Below are 15,343 nucleotides of genomic sequence, written 5' to 3' on the forward strand. Positions count from 1 at the left end.
ATGCCCTTCGTCACCGACGATCCCAACATGCTCGACGACTGGCTCGTCGTCGGCCCCGCCAGCGGCTTGCCGCGCACGGCGCGGCTGCTCGGCGAAACCCTGCACCTGCACACCGACGCCGACGGCACGCCGCACGCCCGGCTCGGCGCCGACACGCTGACCGTGCAGTCGCGCTACGGCTTCCTCTGGGTCTGCCCCAGCGGCCGCCCGGCGCGCCCGCTGTTCGCCTTCCCCGAGTACGACGAACCCGGCCGCCGCATCGTCGACTGCGGTGGGCTCGGCGTGGCCGTGTCGGGCTTGCGCGTGATCGAGAACTTCCTGGACATGGCGCACTTTCCCTTCGTGCACCCCGACTACCTCGGCAAGGTGCCGCACACCGAAGTGGCCAAGTACAACGTCGAGGTCGATGCCGCCACCGACGAGATCTGGGCCACCGACTGCCGCTTCTGGCAGCCGCGCGCCTCGGCCGCCCACGACACCGGCAGCGAGGTGTTCTACAAGTACCGCGTGATGCAGCCCTTCTCGGCCATGCTCTACAAGTCGAGCCACCGGCCCGACAAGCTCGACGCCATCGGCCTCTTCCTGCAACCGGTGGACGACGAGCACGTCATCGCCCACACGCTGCTGGCCTACTTCGACGACGTGTCGAGCGACGCCGAGCTCATCGCCTTCCAGCACACGATCTTCGGACAGGACAAGCCGATCCTGGAGAACCACGCCTTCAAGCGCATGCCGCTCGAAGGCCGCGCCGAGACACCCACGCGCGGCGACACCACCTCCGTCACCTACCGCCGCTGGCTGCGCGAGCGCGGCATGCGCTTCGGCACCGCGAGGGCCGCCGCATGACCGTCAGGCTCTACGACTACCCGCTCTCGGGCAACTGCTTCAAGGTGCGGCAGATGCTGCTGTGGCTCGGCGTGGACCATGCGAGCGTGCCGGTCGATTTCCATCCAGGCCGCGAACACAAGTCCGCAAGATTCCTCGAGCAGGTCAACCCGCTCGGCCAGCTCCCCGTGATCGACGACGAGGGCTTCATGCTGCGCGACGCGCAGGCCATCCTCGTCTACCTCGCGAGCCGCTACGACGATGCGCAGTGCCGCTGGTACCCCGCCGACCCGAAGCTGCGCGGCCAGGTCGCGATGTGGCTCGCCATGGCCGACGAGATCACGCGCACCGCCTCGGCCGCCCGGCTGCACGACGCGCTGGGCTACACGCACCTGGACATCGAGGCCTGCCGGCGCGGTGCGCGCGCGGCCTTCCGTGTGCTCGACGACCACCTGGCCGAGCAGCACGCCGCCACCGGCCTGCGCTGGCTCGTGGCCGCGCCCGAGCCGACCATTGCCGACCTCGCCTGCTTCCCGTACGTGGCGCTGGCGGGCGAAGGCGGCATCTCGCTCGACGAGTTTCCCGCGCTGCGCCGCTGGGTCTGGGACTTTCGTCACCTGCCGGGCTTTGTGGGCATGTCGGGTATCTTCCCGGCTGGCCCCGCCTGAAGGCTCGCCTGAGTATCCTTGTCCCCCTCCGCTCTCTGAAGAACCGAATCCCATGAAAACCAAAGCCGCCGTCGCCTGGCAAGCAGGCCAACCCCTGACCATCGAAACCGTGGACCTCCAAGGCCCGAAGTTCGGTGAAGTGCTGGTCGAGATCAAGGCCACCGGCATCTGCCACACCGACTACTACACGCTCTCGGGCGCCGACCCCGAAGGCATCTTCCCCGCCATCCTGGGCCATGAAGGCGCGGGCATCGTGGTCGATGTCGGCCCCGGCGTCACCACGCTGAAAAAGGGCGACCACGTCATTCCGCTGTACACGCCCGAATGCCGCCAGTGCAAGTTCTGCCTGAGCCGCAAGACCAACCTGTGCCAGCTGATCCGCGGCACGCAGGGCAAGGGCCTCATGCCCGACGCCACCAGCCGCTTCAGCCTCGACGGCAAGCCCATCTTCCACTACATGGGCACGAGCACCTTCAGCAACTACACGGTCGCGCCCGAGATCTCGCTGGCCAAGATCCGCGAAGACGCGCCCTTCGACAAGGTCTGCTACATCGGCTGCGGCGTCACCACCGGCATCGGTGCGGTGATCTTCACGGCCAAGGTCGAAGCCGGCGCGAACGTCGTGGTGTTCGGCCTGGGCGGCATCGGCCTGAACGTGATCCAGGGCGCCAAGATGGTGGGCGCCGACAAGATCATCGGCGTCGACCTGAACCCCGAGCGCGAAGCCATGGCCCGCCAGTTCGGCATGACGCACTTCATCAACCCCAAGACCACCGAGAACGTGGTCGATGCCATCGTGCAGCTGACCGACGGTGGCGCCGACTACAGCTTCGAGTGCATCGGCAACACGCAGGTGATGCGCCAGGCGCTCGAGTGCACGCACAAGGGCTGGGGCCGCAGCATCATCATCGGCGTGGCCGAGGCCGGCGCCGAGATCAGCACCCGCCCGTTCCAGCTGGTCACGGGCCGCAAGTGGGAAGGCTCTGCTTTCGGCGGCGCGCGCGGACGCACTGATGTGCCGAAGATCGTCGACTGGTACATGGAAGGCAAGATCAACATCGACGACCTGATCACGCACACCATGCCGCTGGAAGACATCAACAAGGGCTTCGACCTGATGAAGCGCGGCGAGTCGATCCGCGGCGTGGTGCTTTACTAACCCCCAGTCTTCGCGCACTTCGTGTCGCTTCGCCAACCCCCTTGCAGGGGGCAACACCAGCGGCCCGGCAAAGCCGGTTCCGCGGTGTTCCTGGAAAAGACATCGACTCCCCCTTTGGAGGTGATCTCGTGATGGAAAGAATGGAACCCCTGCGCACCATCGAAGCGGGCGTCCTCGAAGTCGCCTACTACGAAGCCGGCCCCGCCGACGGCCCGCCCGTGCTGCTGATGCACGGCTTTCCATACGACATTCACACTTACGCCGAAGTCGCGCCGATGCTGGCCGCCCAAGGCTGCCGCGTGATCGTGCCGTACATGCGCGGCTACGGCGCCACGCGCTTCCTGAGTGAGGCCACGCCGCGCTCGGGCGAACAGGCGGCGTTCGGCGCCGACCTGCTCGCGCTGCTCGACGCCCTGAAGATCGACCGCGCCGTGCTGGCCGGCTACGACTGGGGCGGCCGCGCCGCCTGCGTGGTGGCGGCGCTGTGGCCCGAACGCTGCGCGGGGCTGGTCTCGCTCAACAGCTACAACATCCAGAACATCGCCAAGGCGATGGAACCCGACACGGCTGAGAACGAGCACAGCCTCTGGTACCAGTACTACTTCCACAGCGAACGCGGCCGCGCCGGCCTCGCGAAGGACCGCAAGGCCCTCACGAAGCTGTTGTGGCAGCTGTGGTCGCCGACGTGGCGCTTCGACGACGCCACCTTCGAACGCAGCGCCGCCGCCTTCGACCACCCCGACTTCGTGGACGTGGTGATCCATTCGTACCGCCACCGCTTCGGCCTCGTGCCCGGCGACCCGGCCTATGCCGACATCGAACGCCGCCTCGCCGCGCAGCCGACGATCACCGTGCCCGCCATCACCTTTGACGGCATCGACGACGGCGTGCGTCCGCCCGCCGATGCCTCGGCCCACGCGCACCGCTTCAGCGGACCGCGTTCGCACCGCCTCGTGCCCGGCGCGGGCCACAACCTGCCGCAGGAAGCGCCGCGCACCTTCGCCGATGCCGTGCTCGAACTCGTGCCCGCGCTGCGAAGCCAGACGACTTCTTCTTCATGACCGACACCGCCCCCACCCTTCTTTCCGAACACCATGCCTTCGGCGGCGTGCAGCGCTTCGTCGAGCACCGCTCGCACGAGATCGGCCTGCCGATGCGCTTCTCGCTCTACCTGCCGCCGCAGGCTGCGCACACGCGCGTGCCCGCCCTGCTCTATCTTGCCGGCCTGACCTGCAACGAAGAGACCTTCGCGGTGAAGGCCGGCGCGCAACGCATGGCCGCGAGCCTGGGCGTTGCGCTCATCGCGCCCGACACCAGCCCACGCGGCGCCGGGCCCGAAGGCCTGCCGGGCGCGAAAGACAGCTGGGACTTCGGCATCGGCGCCGGCTTCTACCTCGACGCCACCGCCGAGCCCTGGGCCACGCACTGGCGCATGGAAAGCTGGATCGTGCACGAGCTGCTGCCGTTGGTGGCCCGTCACTTTCCGGTCGACGGCGAGCGCATCGGCATCTTCGGCCACTCGATGGGCGGCCACGGCGCGCTCACGCTGGCGCTGCGGCACCCGGGGCGCTTCAAGTCGCTCTCGGCCTTCGCGCCGATCTGTGCGCCCACCCAGTGCCCGTGGGGCCAGAAGGCCTTCGCCGGCTACCTGGGCGAACCGGGCGACGACCGCGCGCAGTGGCTCGCGCACGACGCCAGCGCGCTGATGCAGTCGCAGACCGTGGCGCCCTATCCGCAGGGCATCCTCCTCGACCAGGGCCTGGCCGACAAATTCCTCGCCGAGCAGCTGTACCCCGAGGCCTTCGAGGCCGCCTGCTTCGCCGCCGGCCAGCCGCTCACGCTGCGCCGCCATGCGGGCTACGACCACGGCTACTACTTCATCCAGAGCTTCATGGCGGACCACATCGCGCACCATGCGCAGACGCTGAACGGCTGAGCACAAAGGGGTGCGGTCCGCACCCGGCGTGGCTATCATGGTCCGCATGTCCGCTGCCCAGATTCCTGCCTTCGAGTTGCGCTCGCGCGATGGCGGCGCCGAGGAGAACATGGTGCTCGCGGGCATCTGGCGCCGCGCCTGGGTGTCGGCCAACCGCAGCGCCGTCCACGTCGAGCCCATCGGCCACTGGCTGCGGCGCGTGCAGACCGAATTCATCCCGCCCGCCGACGTGGTGCTGGCCGAGCGCGATGGCCAGGTGCTGGCCTTCATGGTGCTGCTCACGGCGCGCGAGTACGTCGCCCAGCTGTTCGTCGAACCGCACCTGCGCAGCCAGGGCCTGGGCAAGGCGCTGCTCGACGAGGCCTGCGTGCGCATGCCGCACGGCTGGCGGCTGCACGTGGCCGTCACCAACACCGAGGCGCAGCGCTTCTACGAACGCTACGGCCTCGTGCGCGGCGTGGTCGACCGCCACCCCGGCAGCGGACGCGAACGCATCGCCTACCATTGGTCGCCCAGCCGCGCGCCCTGGCGCACGGGCTGACACCCTCCGCACTTCCTTCCTGCCCCATGCGCATCCGCATCGACCACATCGCCCTCTGGACCACCGACCTCGAACGCTGCAAGCGCTTCTACGTCGACTACTTCGGCGCCACCGCCGGCGCCGGCTACGTCAATCCGGCCAAGGGCTTCGCCTCGTGCTTCCTGAGCCTGGGCGACGGCGCGCGCATCGAGGCCATGACCACGAGCACGCTGTCGCCCGTGGTCGCCGAGGCCGGCGCGCAGCGCATGGGCTGGACGCACCTGGCGATCTCGGTCGGCTCCGACGCCGAGGTCGATGCGCTCACGCAGCGGCTGAAGGCCGACGGCTACCCGCTGCTCGACGGCCCGCGCCGCACCGGCGACGGCTACTACGAGAGCGTCGTGCTCGATCCGGACGGCAACCGCATCGAGATCACGTCATGAGCGTTTTTGTTCAAAGCCTGCACGAGACCTTCGAGCGCCTCGGCCGCATCGAGACCCGCCGCATGTTCGGCGGCCACGGCGTGTGGCACGAAGGCCGCATGATCGCGCTCGTCGCCAAGGACACGCTGTACCTCAAGTCCGACGCCGGCAGCGCCTCGCACTTCGACGCGCTGAACCTGCCGCCCTTCACCTACGTGCGCGAAGGCAAGGAGATGCCGATGTCGTACCGTCTGGCGCCGGCCGACCTGTTCGAAGACCGCGAGGAAGCGGCGCGCTGGGGCCGCCTGGCCTACGAGGCCGCGCTGCGTTCGGGCCAGCCGCCGAAGCCGAAGAAGCCCAAACCCAAGACAACCCCCAAGGCCGCGAAAGCGAAGACCCGGTGAACGAACAGAACAACAACCACGGCCACCGGCTCCCTCCGCTTCCCGAGCGCGAACAGATCGCGCTGCTCGACCCCTTCGACAGCCTCGACCTGAAAGACATCGTGGTCGTCACCTCGCTCGCCGAAGCCGAGCGCGCCGCGGACGAATTGCTCGACGCCGGCGTGGCGGGCTTCGACACCGAGTCGCGCCCCACCTTCGCGAAGAACGAAGTGTCGACCGGCCCGCACGTGGTGCAGTTCGCCACGCGCGACACAGCCTGGCTGTTCCAGCTGCACCGCGACGAATGCAACCCCGTGGTGGCTGGCCTGCTCGCGTCCACCGAACTGCGCAAGGTCGGCTTCGGCCTTTCGAGCGACCTGTCGCTGATCCGCCTGCGGCTGGCGATTGCGCCGCAGGCCGTGTTCGACATCGACGACGAATTCCGCCGGCGCGGCTACCGCCGCTCGGTGGGCGTGAAGACGGCGGTGGCGCTGATGTTCAACCGCCGCTTCGCCAAGTCGCGCAAGGCGACCACCTCGAACTGGGCGCACAAGCAGCTCACCGAATCGCAGATCCGCTACGCGGCCAACGATGCCTATGCGTCGCTGCGCGTGTTCGACGCGCTCTTTCCGAACGGCTGAACCTCCGCCCTCAGTCGCGCCCCGCTTCGAGGATCGCCTGCGCCAGCCGCTGCGGGTTCGAGAAGAACATCTCGTGGCTGCCCGGGCACTCCACGAGCCGGAACAACCCCAGCCGCTCCGACAGCCGCGGATGCCACGGCAGGCTGTGCGGCAGCGCCGTGTCCTGCTGGCAGTTGACGTACGACTTGCCCAGCGCCAGCGCCGCCAGCGGCTGCTTCAGCTGGATCTTGTCGGTGAAGGTGCGGTACGGGTGCGGGTTGAGCTTGTCGTAGGCGGACTGCGCCAGCGCCAGGTCGGCGTCGTTGATGAAGGCCTCGCGCCAGATCTCGAAGGGCAACGTCACGGCATTGTTGTTGGCCGCAGCCACCGCGTCGAACATGGTCACGTAATGCGGCGGGACCATGTCGTTGAGCGCTTCGCCATCGAGCGGCACGAAGGCGTTGATGTAGACCAGCCGCCGCAGCCGCGCCGCGATGCGGTCGGCCACGCCCGAGATCACCATGCCGCCGTAGCTGTGGCCCACGAGCCGCACCTGCGTGAGGTCCTTGCCCTCGATGAAGCGGACCACCGAGGCGATGGCGTCGGCCAGGCCGGTGCCCGCGCGGTCGTCGCCGGGGTTGTTGCCTGCCACGGTGGGGCAATGCACGGTGTGGCCGGCCGCGCGCAGGCCGTCGGCCACGGCCTCCATTTCGGCGCCAGTGTGCCAGGCGCCGTGAACCAGAACATAGGTGTCGGACATGGGTGTCTCCTTCGTTGAATGCGTCGTTGGGGAATGGACCGAGGGCGACTGTAGAAAAAGCGGTGCATCGCAGATGGCCGCTGCCTGCCAAGGCGATGGCCGATTCGCGCCACCGGTCTTTCTGTGCCGTGGGTTGCCTCGCTTCAATAATTCAAAGATACTTGAATAATGGAAGAAAACGATGTGGTCCGCGCCTTGGGCGCACTCGCGCAACCCGTGCGCCTGCGGGTGTTCCGCGCCTTGGTGGTGGCGGGGCCCGACGGGCTGACGCCGGGTGCGCTGACCGAAGCGCTGGCGGTACCGGCGACGGGGCTGTCCTTTCACCTCAAGGAGCTGGTGAACGCGAGCCTCGTCTCGCAGGAGCGCCAGGGGCGCAACCTCATCTACCGCGCGTCGTTCGAGCGGATGAACGGCCTGCTCGGCTACCTCACCGAGAACTGCTGCCAGGGGGAAGCCTGCCTTCCCGCGACCACCTGCGACTGCTGACCATGAAGGCTTGTGCTGTTGCACGCAGCGTGCGTGCGCTCTGGCGTGCTCCCGCCGACGGGGCACCTTGCTCCGCGAATGTCCTCCGGCCTGCGGCCTCCCCCTTGATTTCGCTGCGCAAGGCACCCCATCGACGTGAGCATGGGGCAGTGCAGTCGTTGATCGGCGCACACCAACAGCGCGTCCCCGTGCGCAGGACACCGGGTGCTTCCCGCAGCGAAATCAAGGAGGAGCCCGAAGGGCGGGGGACATTCGCGGAGGGAAGTACCCGGTGGCCTGTGCACACCCCCTGAACAGAAGAACATGACCACCGCCCTCCTCATCTTCGCCGGCACATTGCTGCTCGTCATCTGGCAACCACGCGGCCTCGGCATCGGCTGGAGCGCCTCGCTGGGCGCCGTCATCGCCCTGCTTTTCGGCGTGGTGCAGCTCACCGACATCCCCGTCGTCTGGGCCATCGTCTGGAACGCCACCGCGACCTTCATCGCCGTCATCCTCATCAGCCTCCTGCTCGACGAAGCCGGCTTCTTCGAGTGGGCCGCGCTGCACGTGGCCCGCTGGGGACGCGGCAACGGCCGGCGGCTGTTCGCCTTCATCGTGCTGCTGGGCGCCGCGGTCTCGGCCCTCTTTGCCAACGACGGCGCGGCGCTGATCCTCACGCCCATCGTGATGGCGATGCTCGTGGCGCTCGGCTTCACGCCGGCGACCACCCTGGCCTTCGTCATGGCGGCGGGCTTCATTGCCGACACGGCCAGCCTGCCGCTCATCGTGTCGAACCTCGTGAACATCGTGTCGGCCGACTTCTTCGGCATCGGCTTCAACGCGTACGCCTCGGTGATGGTGCCGGTCAACGTCGCGGCCGTGCTCGCGAGCCTGGGCGTGCTGCTGTGGTGCTTCCGGCGCGACATTCCCGCGCACTACGACATGGCCCGCCTCAAGCAACCCGCCGATGCGATCCGCGACCGCGACACCTTCCGCGCCGGCTGGGTCGTGCTCGCGCTGCTGCTCGTGGGCTTCTTCGGCCTGGAGCCGCTGGGCGTGCCGGTGAGCGCCGTGGCCGCCTTCGGCGCCGTGATCCTGCTCGCGGTGGCGGCGCGCGGCCCGGTGATCGGCACGCGCCAGGTGTTGCGCGGCGCGCCCTGGCAGATCGTGGTCTTCTCGCTGGGCATGTACCTCGTGGTCTACGGGCTGCGCAACGCCGGGCTCACCGGCCAGATCGCCACGCTGCTGAACCTGTTCGCGCAAGGCGGCGTCTGGGGCGCGGCCATGGGCACCGGTTTTCTCGCGGCGGTGCTCTCCTCGGTCATGAACAACATGCCGACCGTGCTGGTCGGCGCGCTGTCGATCGAGGCCTCGGGCGCGGTCGGCCTCGTGAAGGAGGCCATGGTCTATGCCAACGTGATCGGCTGCGACCTCGGCCCGAAGATCACGCCCATCGGCAGCCTCGCCACGCTGCTGTGGCTGCACGTGCTCGCCAGGAAGGGCATGACCATCACCTGGGGCCACTACTTCCGCATCGGCATCGTGCTGACCCTGCCCGTGCTGGCCGCGACGCTCGCCGCGCTGGCGCTGCGCCTCAGCCTGGGCTGATCCATTTTTTCTTCTCTCAACGAGCCTGCCATGAGCGACATCACCATCTATCACAACCCCGCCTGCGGCACCTCGCGCAACGTGCTCGCGCTGATCCGCAACACGGGCGACGAACCCACCGTCATCGAGTACCTGAAGACCCCGCCCGACCGCGCCACGCTCACGCAGCTGATCGCGGCGATGGGCGTGCCCGTGCGCGACGTACTGCGCCAGAAGGGCACGCCGTACGACGAGCTGGGCCTGGGCGATCCGAAGTGGAGCGACGAACAGCTCCTCGACTTCATGCTGCAGCACCCGATCCTCATCAACCGCCCCATCGTCGTCACGCCGCTGGGCACGCGCCTGTGCCGCCCTTCGGAAGCCGTGCTCGACATCCTGCCGAAGCCGCAGCAAGGCGCGTTCGCCAAGGAAGACGGCGAAGCCGTGATCGACGCGAAAGGCCAGCGTGTCGCCAAGCCCTGATCTCCCGCAGCTCGACGCCGATGCGTTCCGTGTTCCCCGCCTGCAGGAGCTGCTTCCCACCGCACGCGCCACGCACGCACCGCGCATCCTGCTGCTGTACGGATCGCTGCGCGAGCGCTCCTACAGCCGCCTGCTGACCGAAGAGGCCGCGCGCCTGCTGCGCGCCATGGGCGCCGAGCCCCGCATCTACGACCCGCGCGGCCTGCCCCTGCCCGACGGCGCGCCCGAAGACCATCCGAAGGTGCAGGAGCTGCGCGATCTTGCGCAGTGGGCCGAGGGCATGGTGTGGACCTCGCCCGAGCGCCACGGCGCGATGACCGGGATCATGAAGGCGCAGATCGACTGGATTCCGCTGGCCGTCGGCTCGGTGCGGCCCACGCAGGGCAAGACGCTCGCGGTGATGGAAGTGTCGGGCGGCTCGCAGTCGTTCAACGCGGTGAACCAGCTGCGCGTGCTGGGCCGCTGGATGCGCATGATCACCATCCCCAACCAGTCGTCGGTGGCCAAGGCGTTCCTCGAGTTCGACGACGCGGGCCGCATGAAGCCCTCGCCCTACTACGAGCGCGTGGTCGACGTGATGGAAGAGCTGGTCAAGTTCACGCTGCTCACGCGCGATTGCGCGGACCACCTGGTCGACCGCTACAGCGAGCGGCGCGAGAGTGCGGAGGCGCTGTCCAAGCGCGTCAACCTGCGCAGCATTTAGACACAGGACCGGCAAGCTTCTTGCAACGGGGACGCCCGTTGCCCGGGCAACTCCCATGGCGGCGCGCGGCGCACCCACGTAGATTCCAGCGTAGAAAAAAGCGTCCGTTTCCGTCGCTTTCCCCACTTTGGCCCCGCAGGAGTGTCCATGGACGCATGGTCGAGTCAGCAACTGTCCCCGCTGTACAGGCGCGAGGTCTTCCGCTCGCGCGAGGCCGAAGAGACGCACGCGCGCGTGGCGCATGAGCTGAAGCCGCACCGCAGCGTGTGGCGCTCGGGCGATGTCGACGCGATCTTCTGCCGCGCCGAGATGAGCGCACTGTCGCTGTGCATCCTGCGCTATGGCTGCGATGTCGACATCGAGCCCGACGCGCTCGGCAACTTCGTGCTGGTGCAGATGCCGCTGCGCGGCCGCGCCGACATCCACACCGGCGGGGAGACGCTGCAGATCCACCCCGGCCAGGGCGCCATCATTTCGGCCCACAAGCCGGTGCGCCTGCGCTGGCATGCCGACTGCGAACAGCTGATGCTGAAGATCGAGCTCAGCCGCCTGCAGGAGGTGGCGCGCCATGCCTTCGCGCTGCGCGGTGGCGACACCGTCGGGGAGATCGATTTCGACATGCCCCTTCAGCTCGACGATGCAGCGGGCACACAGTGGTGCCGCATGGTCGCAAGCCTGGCCTCGCTGCTGCCGCCCACCGAGTTCGAGCGTTACGACCCGCGCTGGCTCGCGCACTGCGAAGACAACCTCATGCTCTACCTGCTGTGCCACCGGCCGAACTCGGTGCTGCAACGGCATGCCGACGCGCAACGCGGCACCGAGGAAACCAGCCTGCGGCAGCTGCGGCGGGCCGAAGAGTTCATGCGCGAACGGCTCGACGCGTTGCTGTCGCTCGAAGACGTGGCACAGGCCGCGGGCGTCACGCGCCGCGGCCTCGCCCTGCTCTTCCGGCGCCACCGCGACCTGTCGCCCGGCGAGGTGCTGCGCAACATGCGGCTCGACGCCGCGCACGCACTGCTGACGCGGCACGACGGCGCCAGCGTCACCGAGGTGGCGCTGAACTGCGGCTTCTCGCACCTGAGCCGCTTTGCCGCCTGCTACCGCGAGCGCTTCGGGCAGCTGCCGCGCGACACCTCGCGCGACCCCGCGCGGCTGCCTGCCGCGCGGCACTGACAACGCCTCAGGACTTCATCGCGCACTGCGCGGCGGTGCGGTCCTGGTAGCGCTCCAGCACGGTGCCGATCACCTTGTTGGCGATGCGTCCGCTGCCGTCCTTGGCGACCACGCGCAGGTAGTAGTTCTGGATCGGGAAGTTGTTCGGCCCGTAGCGGAAATCGCCGCGCACCGACTTGTAGTTGGCCGCCTTGATCGCCTTGAGCAGCGCGGGCTTGTCGGCCACCTTGCCGCCGACGTCGCGCACGGCCGCATCCATCGCCATCAGCACGTCGTAGGCCTGGCCGGCATAGAACGACGGGTTGCGCCCGTTGTTCTGCTGGCGGAACGCGGCCACGAAGCGCTGGTTGGCCGGGTTGTCGAGGTCGAACGACCAGTGCGCGGTGTTGAAGAGGCCCAGCATCGGCTCGCCGACGGCAGGGATCATGTCCTCGTCGGCCGAGAAGGCGGTGGAGATCAGCGCCACGTCTTTCGACAGCCCCGCGCCGACGAACTGCTTGATGAAGCTCACGCCCATCGCGCCGGGCAAAAAGAAGTACAGCGCATCGGGCTTCGACGCACGAATCTGCGCCAGCTCGGCCGAGTAGTCGAGCTGACCGAGCTTGGTGTACAGCTCGTCGCCCACGGCGCCCTTGAAGGTGTGCTTGAAGCCGTTGATGGCGTCCTTGCCGCCGGGGTAGCTGGGCGCAATCATCGCGACCTTCTTGAAGCCCTTGTCGCTCGCGAACTTGCCGGCCGATTCGTAGTACGCGTCGTTCGGGTACGAGGCACCGAAGAAGTACGGGTTACAGCGCGCGCCCGAATAGTCGCTCGGGCCGGTGTTGCTCGACAGGTAGGGCACCTTGGCGGCAAAGAGCGGCGGGCCGACGGCCAGCGCGACCGACGAGCCGACGGGCCCGGTGAACAAATCGATCTTGTCGCGCAGCAGCATGCGCTCGACCACCTGGCGCGCCATCTCGGGGTTGCCGGCCGTGTCGGCCTCGACGAACTCCACCGGCACGCCGCCGAGCTTGCCGCCCAGCTGTTTCATCGCCACGGCGAAGCCGGCCTTGGCCTCGGCGCCACCGACGGCGAAGGGGCCGGACAGGTCCATCGCCAGGCCAACTTTCACGGTCTGCGCGGTCTGCGCCTGCGCGGGTAAAGCCAGCGCGCCCACCAGGACGGTGAGCGCGCACAAGACGGATCGGGGCGTGGCCTGCGACATGAAAGGTCTCCTCGGGGTGAGTTCGTTGAACGTGGGGGGCTGCAAATGCAGGGCGCAGTCTCTGTGCGGCGGCGGCGCCCCGCTATCCGTTTCGTGCGACCGAAACCGCTGCACGAAATGGACAGACAACAGGCCGGCGCGCTCCCCAGAATCGCCGCCGACCCCACCACTTCAAGAGACGAACCGATGAGCGACACCATCGACATCCCGGCCGGCGACGGCACCCAGACCTTTCGCGGCTACCTGGCCCTGCCGGCCTCGGGGCGCGGCCCCGGCATCGTGCTGTGCCAGGAGATCTTCGGCGTCAATGCCTACGTGCGCGAGGTCGCCGACCTCTACGCCGAAGAGGGCTACGTGGTGCTCGCGCCCGACCTGTTCTGGCGCATGGAGCCCGGCGTCGATCTGGGGTACTCGCCCGAAGACTGGCAGCGCGCCTTCGGCTTCTTCCAGAAGTTCGACATCGAAGCGGGCGTGGCCGACGTCACGGCGAGCGTGAAGGCGCTGCGCGCGCACCCGGCCTGCACCGGCAAGGTCGGCGCGCTGGGCTTCTGCCTCGGCGGCAAGCTGGCCTACCTGGCCGCCGCGCACTCGGGCGTGGACGCGGCCGTGGGCTACTACGGCGTGGGCATCGAGGGCGCACTCGACCTCGTGCCGCAAATCAAATGCCCGATCGCCCTGCACTTTGCGGAGCTCGACCAGTTCTGCCCGCCCGAGGCGCGTGCCCAGGTGCTCGAAGCCTTCGCCGGCCAGCCCGATGCGCAGATGTACGTGTACCCCGGCGTCGACCATGCGTTTGCACGCACCGGCGGCGACCACTTCGACAAGCCCTCCACGCTCATGGCGCACCAGCGCTCGATGGCGCTGTTCAAGGACGCGATCGGCCCTGTGTACGACCTCTCGGCGCTGTGGGACAAGCACTGCGAGTACGAGTTCGCCACGCGCGACGTGGTCGCCACCATGGCCACGATGGTGAGCGAGCCCTACGTGAACCACATCCCGACCATGACCGGCGGCGTGGGTGCAAGGGAGCTGTCGCGCTTCTACAAGCACCACTTCATTCCGAGCACGCCACCCGACACGCGGCTCACGCCCATCTCGCGCACCGTGGGCGCGACGCAGATCGTGGACGAGATGCTGTTCTGCTTCACCCACACGGTCGAGATCGACTGGCTGCTCCCGGGCATCGCGCCCACCGGCAAGCCGGTGGAGATTCCGCTCGTGGCCATCGTGAAGTTCCGCGGCGACAAGCTCTACCACGAACACATCTACTGGGACCAGGCCAGCGTGCTGGTGCAGATCGGCCTGCTCGATCCGAAGGGCCTGCCCGTGGCCGGCGCCGAGACGGCGCGCAAGCTGGTCGACGAAACGCAGCCGTCGAACACGCTGATGCCGCGCTGGGAAAAGTCGACCGGCCTCACCATCGCCGACCCGGCGCTGCCCCTGGGATGAGCCACGCCGCCGACATGCTGGCGCTGGTCGTGGACGCGGTCACGCCGCTCACGCCGGCCATCAAGGCCTTCGTGCTGCGCTCGGCCAGCGGCGAGCCGTTGCCGCCGTTCACGCCGGGCGCGCACCTGGGCGTGCAGGTGGTGCAGGCCAACGGCCACCCGGGCCAGCGCGCCTATTCGCTCGCCAAGCCGCACGACGGCTCGGACCGCTGCGAGATCGCGGTGCTGTGCGAGCCCCAAGGCGCAGGCGGCTCGACCTGGATGCACGCGCTGCAACCCGGCGCCGCGCTGGCCGCGCACGCGCCGCGCAACGACTTCGCCTTGCACGCAGGCAGCGCGCCGCCGCTGCTCATCGCGGGCGGCATCGGCATCACGCCGCTGCTGTGCATGGCACGGTCGCTCGCGGCCGAGGCCCGCCCCTTCGACTTCGTCTACGCCACGCGCAGCGAAGAAGCCACGGCCTACCTGCACGAGGTGCGCGCGCTCGGTGGCACGGTGGTGCACGACGGCGGCGACCCCGCACGCGGCCTCGACCTGCGCGCGCTGCTGGCCGCGCCCATGCCCGGTCGCCACCTGCATGTGTGCGGTCCGCGCGGCATGGTGCAGGCCGTGGTCGACACCGCCCGCGCGCTCGGCTGGCCCGACGACCACGTGCACTTCGAACTCTTCGCCGGCGCCATCGAGCAGGCGGGCGATGCGCCCTTCGAGGTGCGCACGCTGCGCTCGGGCAAGACGCTGACCGTGGCGCCCGACCAGAGCCTGCTCGACGTGCTCATCGCCGCCGGTCTGGACCCGCTGTACGACTGCCGCCAGGGCGACTGCGGCGTGTGCGTGGTGGACGTGGTCGAGGGCGTGCCCGACCACCGCGACCACAACCTCAGTCCGCGCGAGAAGGCGGACGGCAAGACCCTGTGCACCTGCGTGTCGCGCGCCAAGACGCCGCACCTGGTGCTCGATATCTGATGACGTTTCAGGAGACCCACC

Annotated in this window: 18 protein-coding genes; 16 read left to right on the forward strand and 2 right to left on the reverse strand. The window is 68.7% G+C overall.

Annotated elements, in window-relative coordinates:
• From VHAB30_RS15705 to VHAB30_RS15745, 9 genes are all read left to right on the forward strand, one after another.
• Nucleotides 1–846 (forward strand): aromatic ring-hydroxylating oxygenase subunit alpha, encoded by an 846-nt coding sequence (locus VHAB30_RS15705; protein ID WP_159277613.1) that lies wholly within the window; start codon nt 1–3, stop codon nt 844–846.
• Nucleotides 843–1,493 carry a glutathione S-transferase family protein gene (locus VHAB30_RS15710; RefSeq protein ID WP_159277614.1) on the forward strand — a complete coding sequence of 217 codons (651 nt, stop codon included), beginning with the start codon at nt 843–845 and terminating at the stop codon, nt 1,491–1,493. The genes VHAB30_RS15705 and VHAB30_RS15710 overlap by 4 nt, the downstream gene beginning before the upstream one ends.
• Before the next feature lie 52 nt (nt 1,494–1,545).
• On the forward strand, nt 1,546–2,652 hold the full coding sequence (locus VHAB30_RS15715; RefSeq protein WP_070059685.1) for an S-(hydroxymethyl)glutathione dehydrogenase/class III alcohol dehydrogenase: 1,107 nt from the start codon (nt 1,546–1,548) through the stop codon (nt 2,650–2,652).
• A 131-nt stretch (nt 2,653–2,783) separates the two neighbouring features.
• A complete protein-coding gene (locus VHAB30_RS15720) occupies nt 2,784–3,713 on the forward strand; it encodes an alpha/beta fold hydrolase (RefSeq protein ID WP_159277615.1) in 930 nt (309 codons plus the stop codon).
• Nucleotides 3,710–4,588 carry an S-formylglutathione hydrolase gene (gene fghA, locus VHAB30_RS15725; RefSeq protein WP_159277616.1) on the forward strand — a complete coding sequence of 293 codons (879 nt, stop codon included), beginning with the start codon at nt 3,710–3,712 and terminating at the stop codon, nt 4,586–4,588. Before VHAB30_RS15720 ends, fghA begins: the two co-directional genes overlap by 4 nt.
• 46 nt (nt 4,589–4,634) lie before the next feature.
• A complete protein-coding gene (locus VHAB30_RS15730; protein ID WP_235926674.1) occupies nt 4,635–5,129 on the forward strand; it encodes a GNAT family N-acetyltransferase in 495 nt (164 codons plus the stop codon).
• A gap of 26 nt (nt 5,130–5,155) precedes the next feature.
• Nucleotides 5,156–5,551 (forward strand): VOC family protein, encoded by a 396-nt coding sequence (locus tag VHAB30_RS15735; protein WP_235926677.1) that lies wholly within the window; start codon nt 5,156–5,158, stop codon nt 5,549–5,551.
• Entirely contained in the window at nt 5,548–5,934 is a 387-nt protein-coding gene (locus VHAB30_RS15740) for a TfoX/Sxy family protein (RefSeq protein ID WP_159277618.1), read from the forward strand. The genes VHAB30_RS15735 and VHAB30_RS15740 overlap by 4 nt, the downstream gene beginning before the upstream one ends.
• Nucleotides 5,931–6,554, forward strand: a complete 624-nt coding sequence (locus VHAB30_RS15745) for a 3'-5' exonuclease (RefSeq protein WP_159277619.1) — start codon at nt 5,931–5,933, stop codon at nt 6,552–6,554. Before VHAB30_RS15740 ends, VHAB30_RS15745 begins: the two co-directional genes overlap by 4 nt.
• 10 nt (nt 6,555–6,564) lie before the next feature.
• On the opposite strand, the gene VHAB30_RS15750 is transcribed toward VHAB30_RS15745, so the two are convergent.
• Nucleotides 6,565–7,293 carry an alpha/beta fold hydrolase gene (locus tag VHAB30_RS15750; RefSeq protein ID WP_159277620.1) on the reverse strand — a complete coding sequence of 243 codons (729 nt, stop codon included), beginning with the start codon at nt 7,291–7,293 and terminating at the stop codon, nt 6,565–6,567.
• A 168-nt stretch (nt 7,294–7,461) separates the two neighbouring features.
• On the opposite strand from VHAB30_RS15750, the gene VHAB30_RS15755 reads away from it, so the two are divergent.
• The 5 genes from VHAB30_RS15755 to VHAB30_RS15775 all read left to right on the forward strand — a co-directional run bounded on the left by VHAB30_RS15755 (nt 7,462) and on the right by VHAB30_RS15775 (nt 11,707).
• Nucleotides 7,462–7,779: an ArsR/SmtB family transcription factor gene (locus VHAB30_RS15755; protein WP_159277621.1), complete on the forward strand. Its 318-nt coding sequence runs from the start codon at nt 7,462–7,464 to the stop codon at nt 7,777–7,779.
• A 303-nt stretch (nt 7,780–8,082) separates the two neighbouring features.
• Nucleotides 8,083–9,369 carry an arsenic transporter gene (locus tag VHAB30_RS15760; RefSeq protein ID WP_159277622.1) on the forward strand — a complete coding sequence of 429 codons (1,287 nt, stop codon included), beginning with the start codon at nt 8,083–8,085 and terminating at the stop codon, nt 9,367–9,369.
• Between the two features lie 30 nt (nt 9,370–9,399).
• Nucleotides 9,400–9,831: an arsenate reductase (glutaredoxin) gene (gene arsC / locus VHAB30_RS15765; protein WP_159277623.1), complete on the forward strand. Its 432-nt coding sequence runs from the start codon at nt 9,400–9,402 to the stop codon at nt 9,829–9,831.
• Nucleotides 9,815–10,534, forward strand: a complete 720-nt coding sequence (arsH, locus tag VHAB30_RS15770) for an arsenical resistance protein ArsH (RefSeq protein WP_159277624.1) — start codon at nt 9,815–9,817, stop codon at nt 10,532–10,534. Before arsC ends, arsH begins: the two co-directional genes overlap by 17 nt.
• Before the next feature lie 147 nt (nt 10,535–10,681).
• Nucleotides 10,682–11,707 carry an AraC family transcriptional regulator gene (locus VHAB30_RS15775; RefSeq protein ID WP_159277625.1) on the forward strand — a complete coding sequence of 342 codons (1,026 nt, stop codon included), beginning with the start codon at nt 10,682–10,684 and terminating at the stop codon, nt 11,705–11,707.
• Between the two features lie 7 nt (nt 11,708–11,714).
• On the opposite strand, the gene VHAB30_RS15780 is transcribed toward VHAB30_RS15775, so the two are convergent.
• The gene (locus VHAB30_RS15780) at nt 11,715–12,911 is read right to left on the reverse strand and encodes an ABC transporter substrate-binding protein (protein WP_159277626.1); all 1,197 of its coding nucleotides are present in this window, start codon (nt 12,909–12,911) and stop codon (nt 11,715–11,717) included.
• 186 nt (nt 12,912–13,097) lie between these two features.
• On the opposite strand from VHAB30_RS15780, the gene VHAB30_RS15785 reads away from it, so the two are divergent.
• On the forward strand, nt 13,098–14,360 hold the full coding sequence (locus VHAB30_RS15785; protein ID WP_159277627.1) for a dienelactone hydrolase family protein: 1,263 nt from the start codon (nt 13,098–13,100) through the stop codon (nt 14,358–14,360).
• Entirely contained in the window at nt 14,357–15,322 is a 966-nt protein-coding gene (locus VHAB30_RS15790; RefSeq protein ID WP_159277628.1) for a PDR/VanB family oxidoreductase, read from the forward strand. The genes VHAB30_RS15785 and VHAB30_RS15790 overlap by 4 nt, the downstream gene beginning before the upstream one ends.
• Nucleotides 15,323–15,343 lie beyond the last annotated feature (21 nt).

Origin of the sequence: Variovorax boronicumulans (assembly GCF_009811375.1) — a bacterium.
Lineage (GTDB): Bacteria > Pseudomonadota > Gammaproteobacteria > Burkholderiales > Burkholderiaceae_C > Variovorax > Variovorax boronicumulans.

Excerpts from the sequence above, each read along its gene's own strand:
- VHAB30_RS15705 (WP_159277613.1), top strand. The coding sequence starts at position 1 with ATGCCCTTCGTCACCGACGATCCCAACATGCTCGACGACTGGCTCGTC.
- VHAB30_RS15740 (WP_159277618.1), top strand. The coding sequence starts at position 5,548 with ATGAGCGTTTTTGTTCAAAGCCTGCACGAGACCTTCGAGCGCCTCGGC.
- VHAB30_RS15780 (WP_159277626.1), bottom strand. The coding sequence starts at position 12,911 with ATGTCGCAGGCCACGCCCCGATCCGTCTTGTGCGCGCTCACCGTCCTG.
- VHAB30_RS15760 (WP_159277622.1), top strand. The coding sequence starts at position 8,083 with ATGACCACCGCCCTCCTCATCTTCGCCGGCACATTGCTGCTCGTCATC.
- VHAB30_RS15750 (WP_159277620.1), bottom strand. The coding sequence starts at position 7,293 with ATGTCCGACACCTATGTTCTGGTTCACGGCGCCTGGCACACTGGCGCC.
- VHAB30_RS15720 (WP_159277615.1), top strand. The coding sequence starts at position 2,784 with ATGGAAAGAATGGAACCCCTGCGCACCATCGAAGCGGGCGTCCTCGAA.
- VHAB30_RS15755 (WP_159277621.1), top strand. The coding sequence starts at position 7,462 with ATGGAAGAAAACGATGTGGTCCGCGCCTTGGGCGCACTCGCGCAACCC.
- VHAB30_RS15775 (WP_159277625.1), top strand. The coding sequence starts at position 10,682 with ATGGACGCATGGTCGAGTCAGCAACTGTCCCCGCTGTACAGGCGCGAG.
- VHAB30_RS15710 (WP_159277614.1), top strand. The coding sequence starts at position 843 with ATGACCGTCAGGCTCTACGACTACCCGCTCTCGGGCAACTGCTTCAAG.
- fghA (WP_159277616.1), top strand. The coding sequence starts at position 3,710 with ATGACCGACACCGCCCCCACCCTTCTTTCCGAACACCATGCCTTCGGC.
- arsC (WP_159277623.1), top strand. The coding sequence starts at position 9,400 with ATGAGCGACATCACCATCTATCACAACCCCGCCTGCGGCACCTCGCGC.
- VHAB30_RS15735 (WP_235926677.1), top strand. The coding sequence starts at position 5,156 with ATGCGCATCCGCATCGACCACATCGCCCTCTGGACCACCGACCTCGAA.
- VHAB30_RS15715 (WP_070059685.1), top strand. The coding sequence starts at position 1,546 with ATGAAAACCAAAGCCGCCGTCGCCTGGCAAGCAGGCCAACCCCTGACC.
- VHAB30_RS15790 (WP_159277628.1), top strand. The coding sequence starts at position 14,357 with ATGAGCCACGCCGCCGACATGCTGGCGCTGGTCGTGGACGCGGTCACG.
- VHAB30_RS15785 (WP_159277627.1), top strand. The coding sequence starts at position 13,098 with ATGAGCGACACCATCGACATCCCGGCCGGCGACGGCACCCAGACCTTT.
- VHAB30_RS15730 (WP_235926674.1), top strand. The coding sequence starts at position 4,635 with ATGTCCGCTGCCCAGATTCCTGCCTTCGAGTTGCGCTCGCGCGATGGC.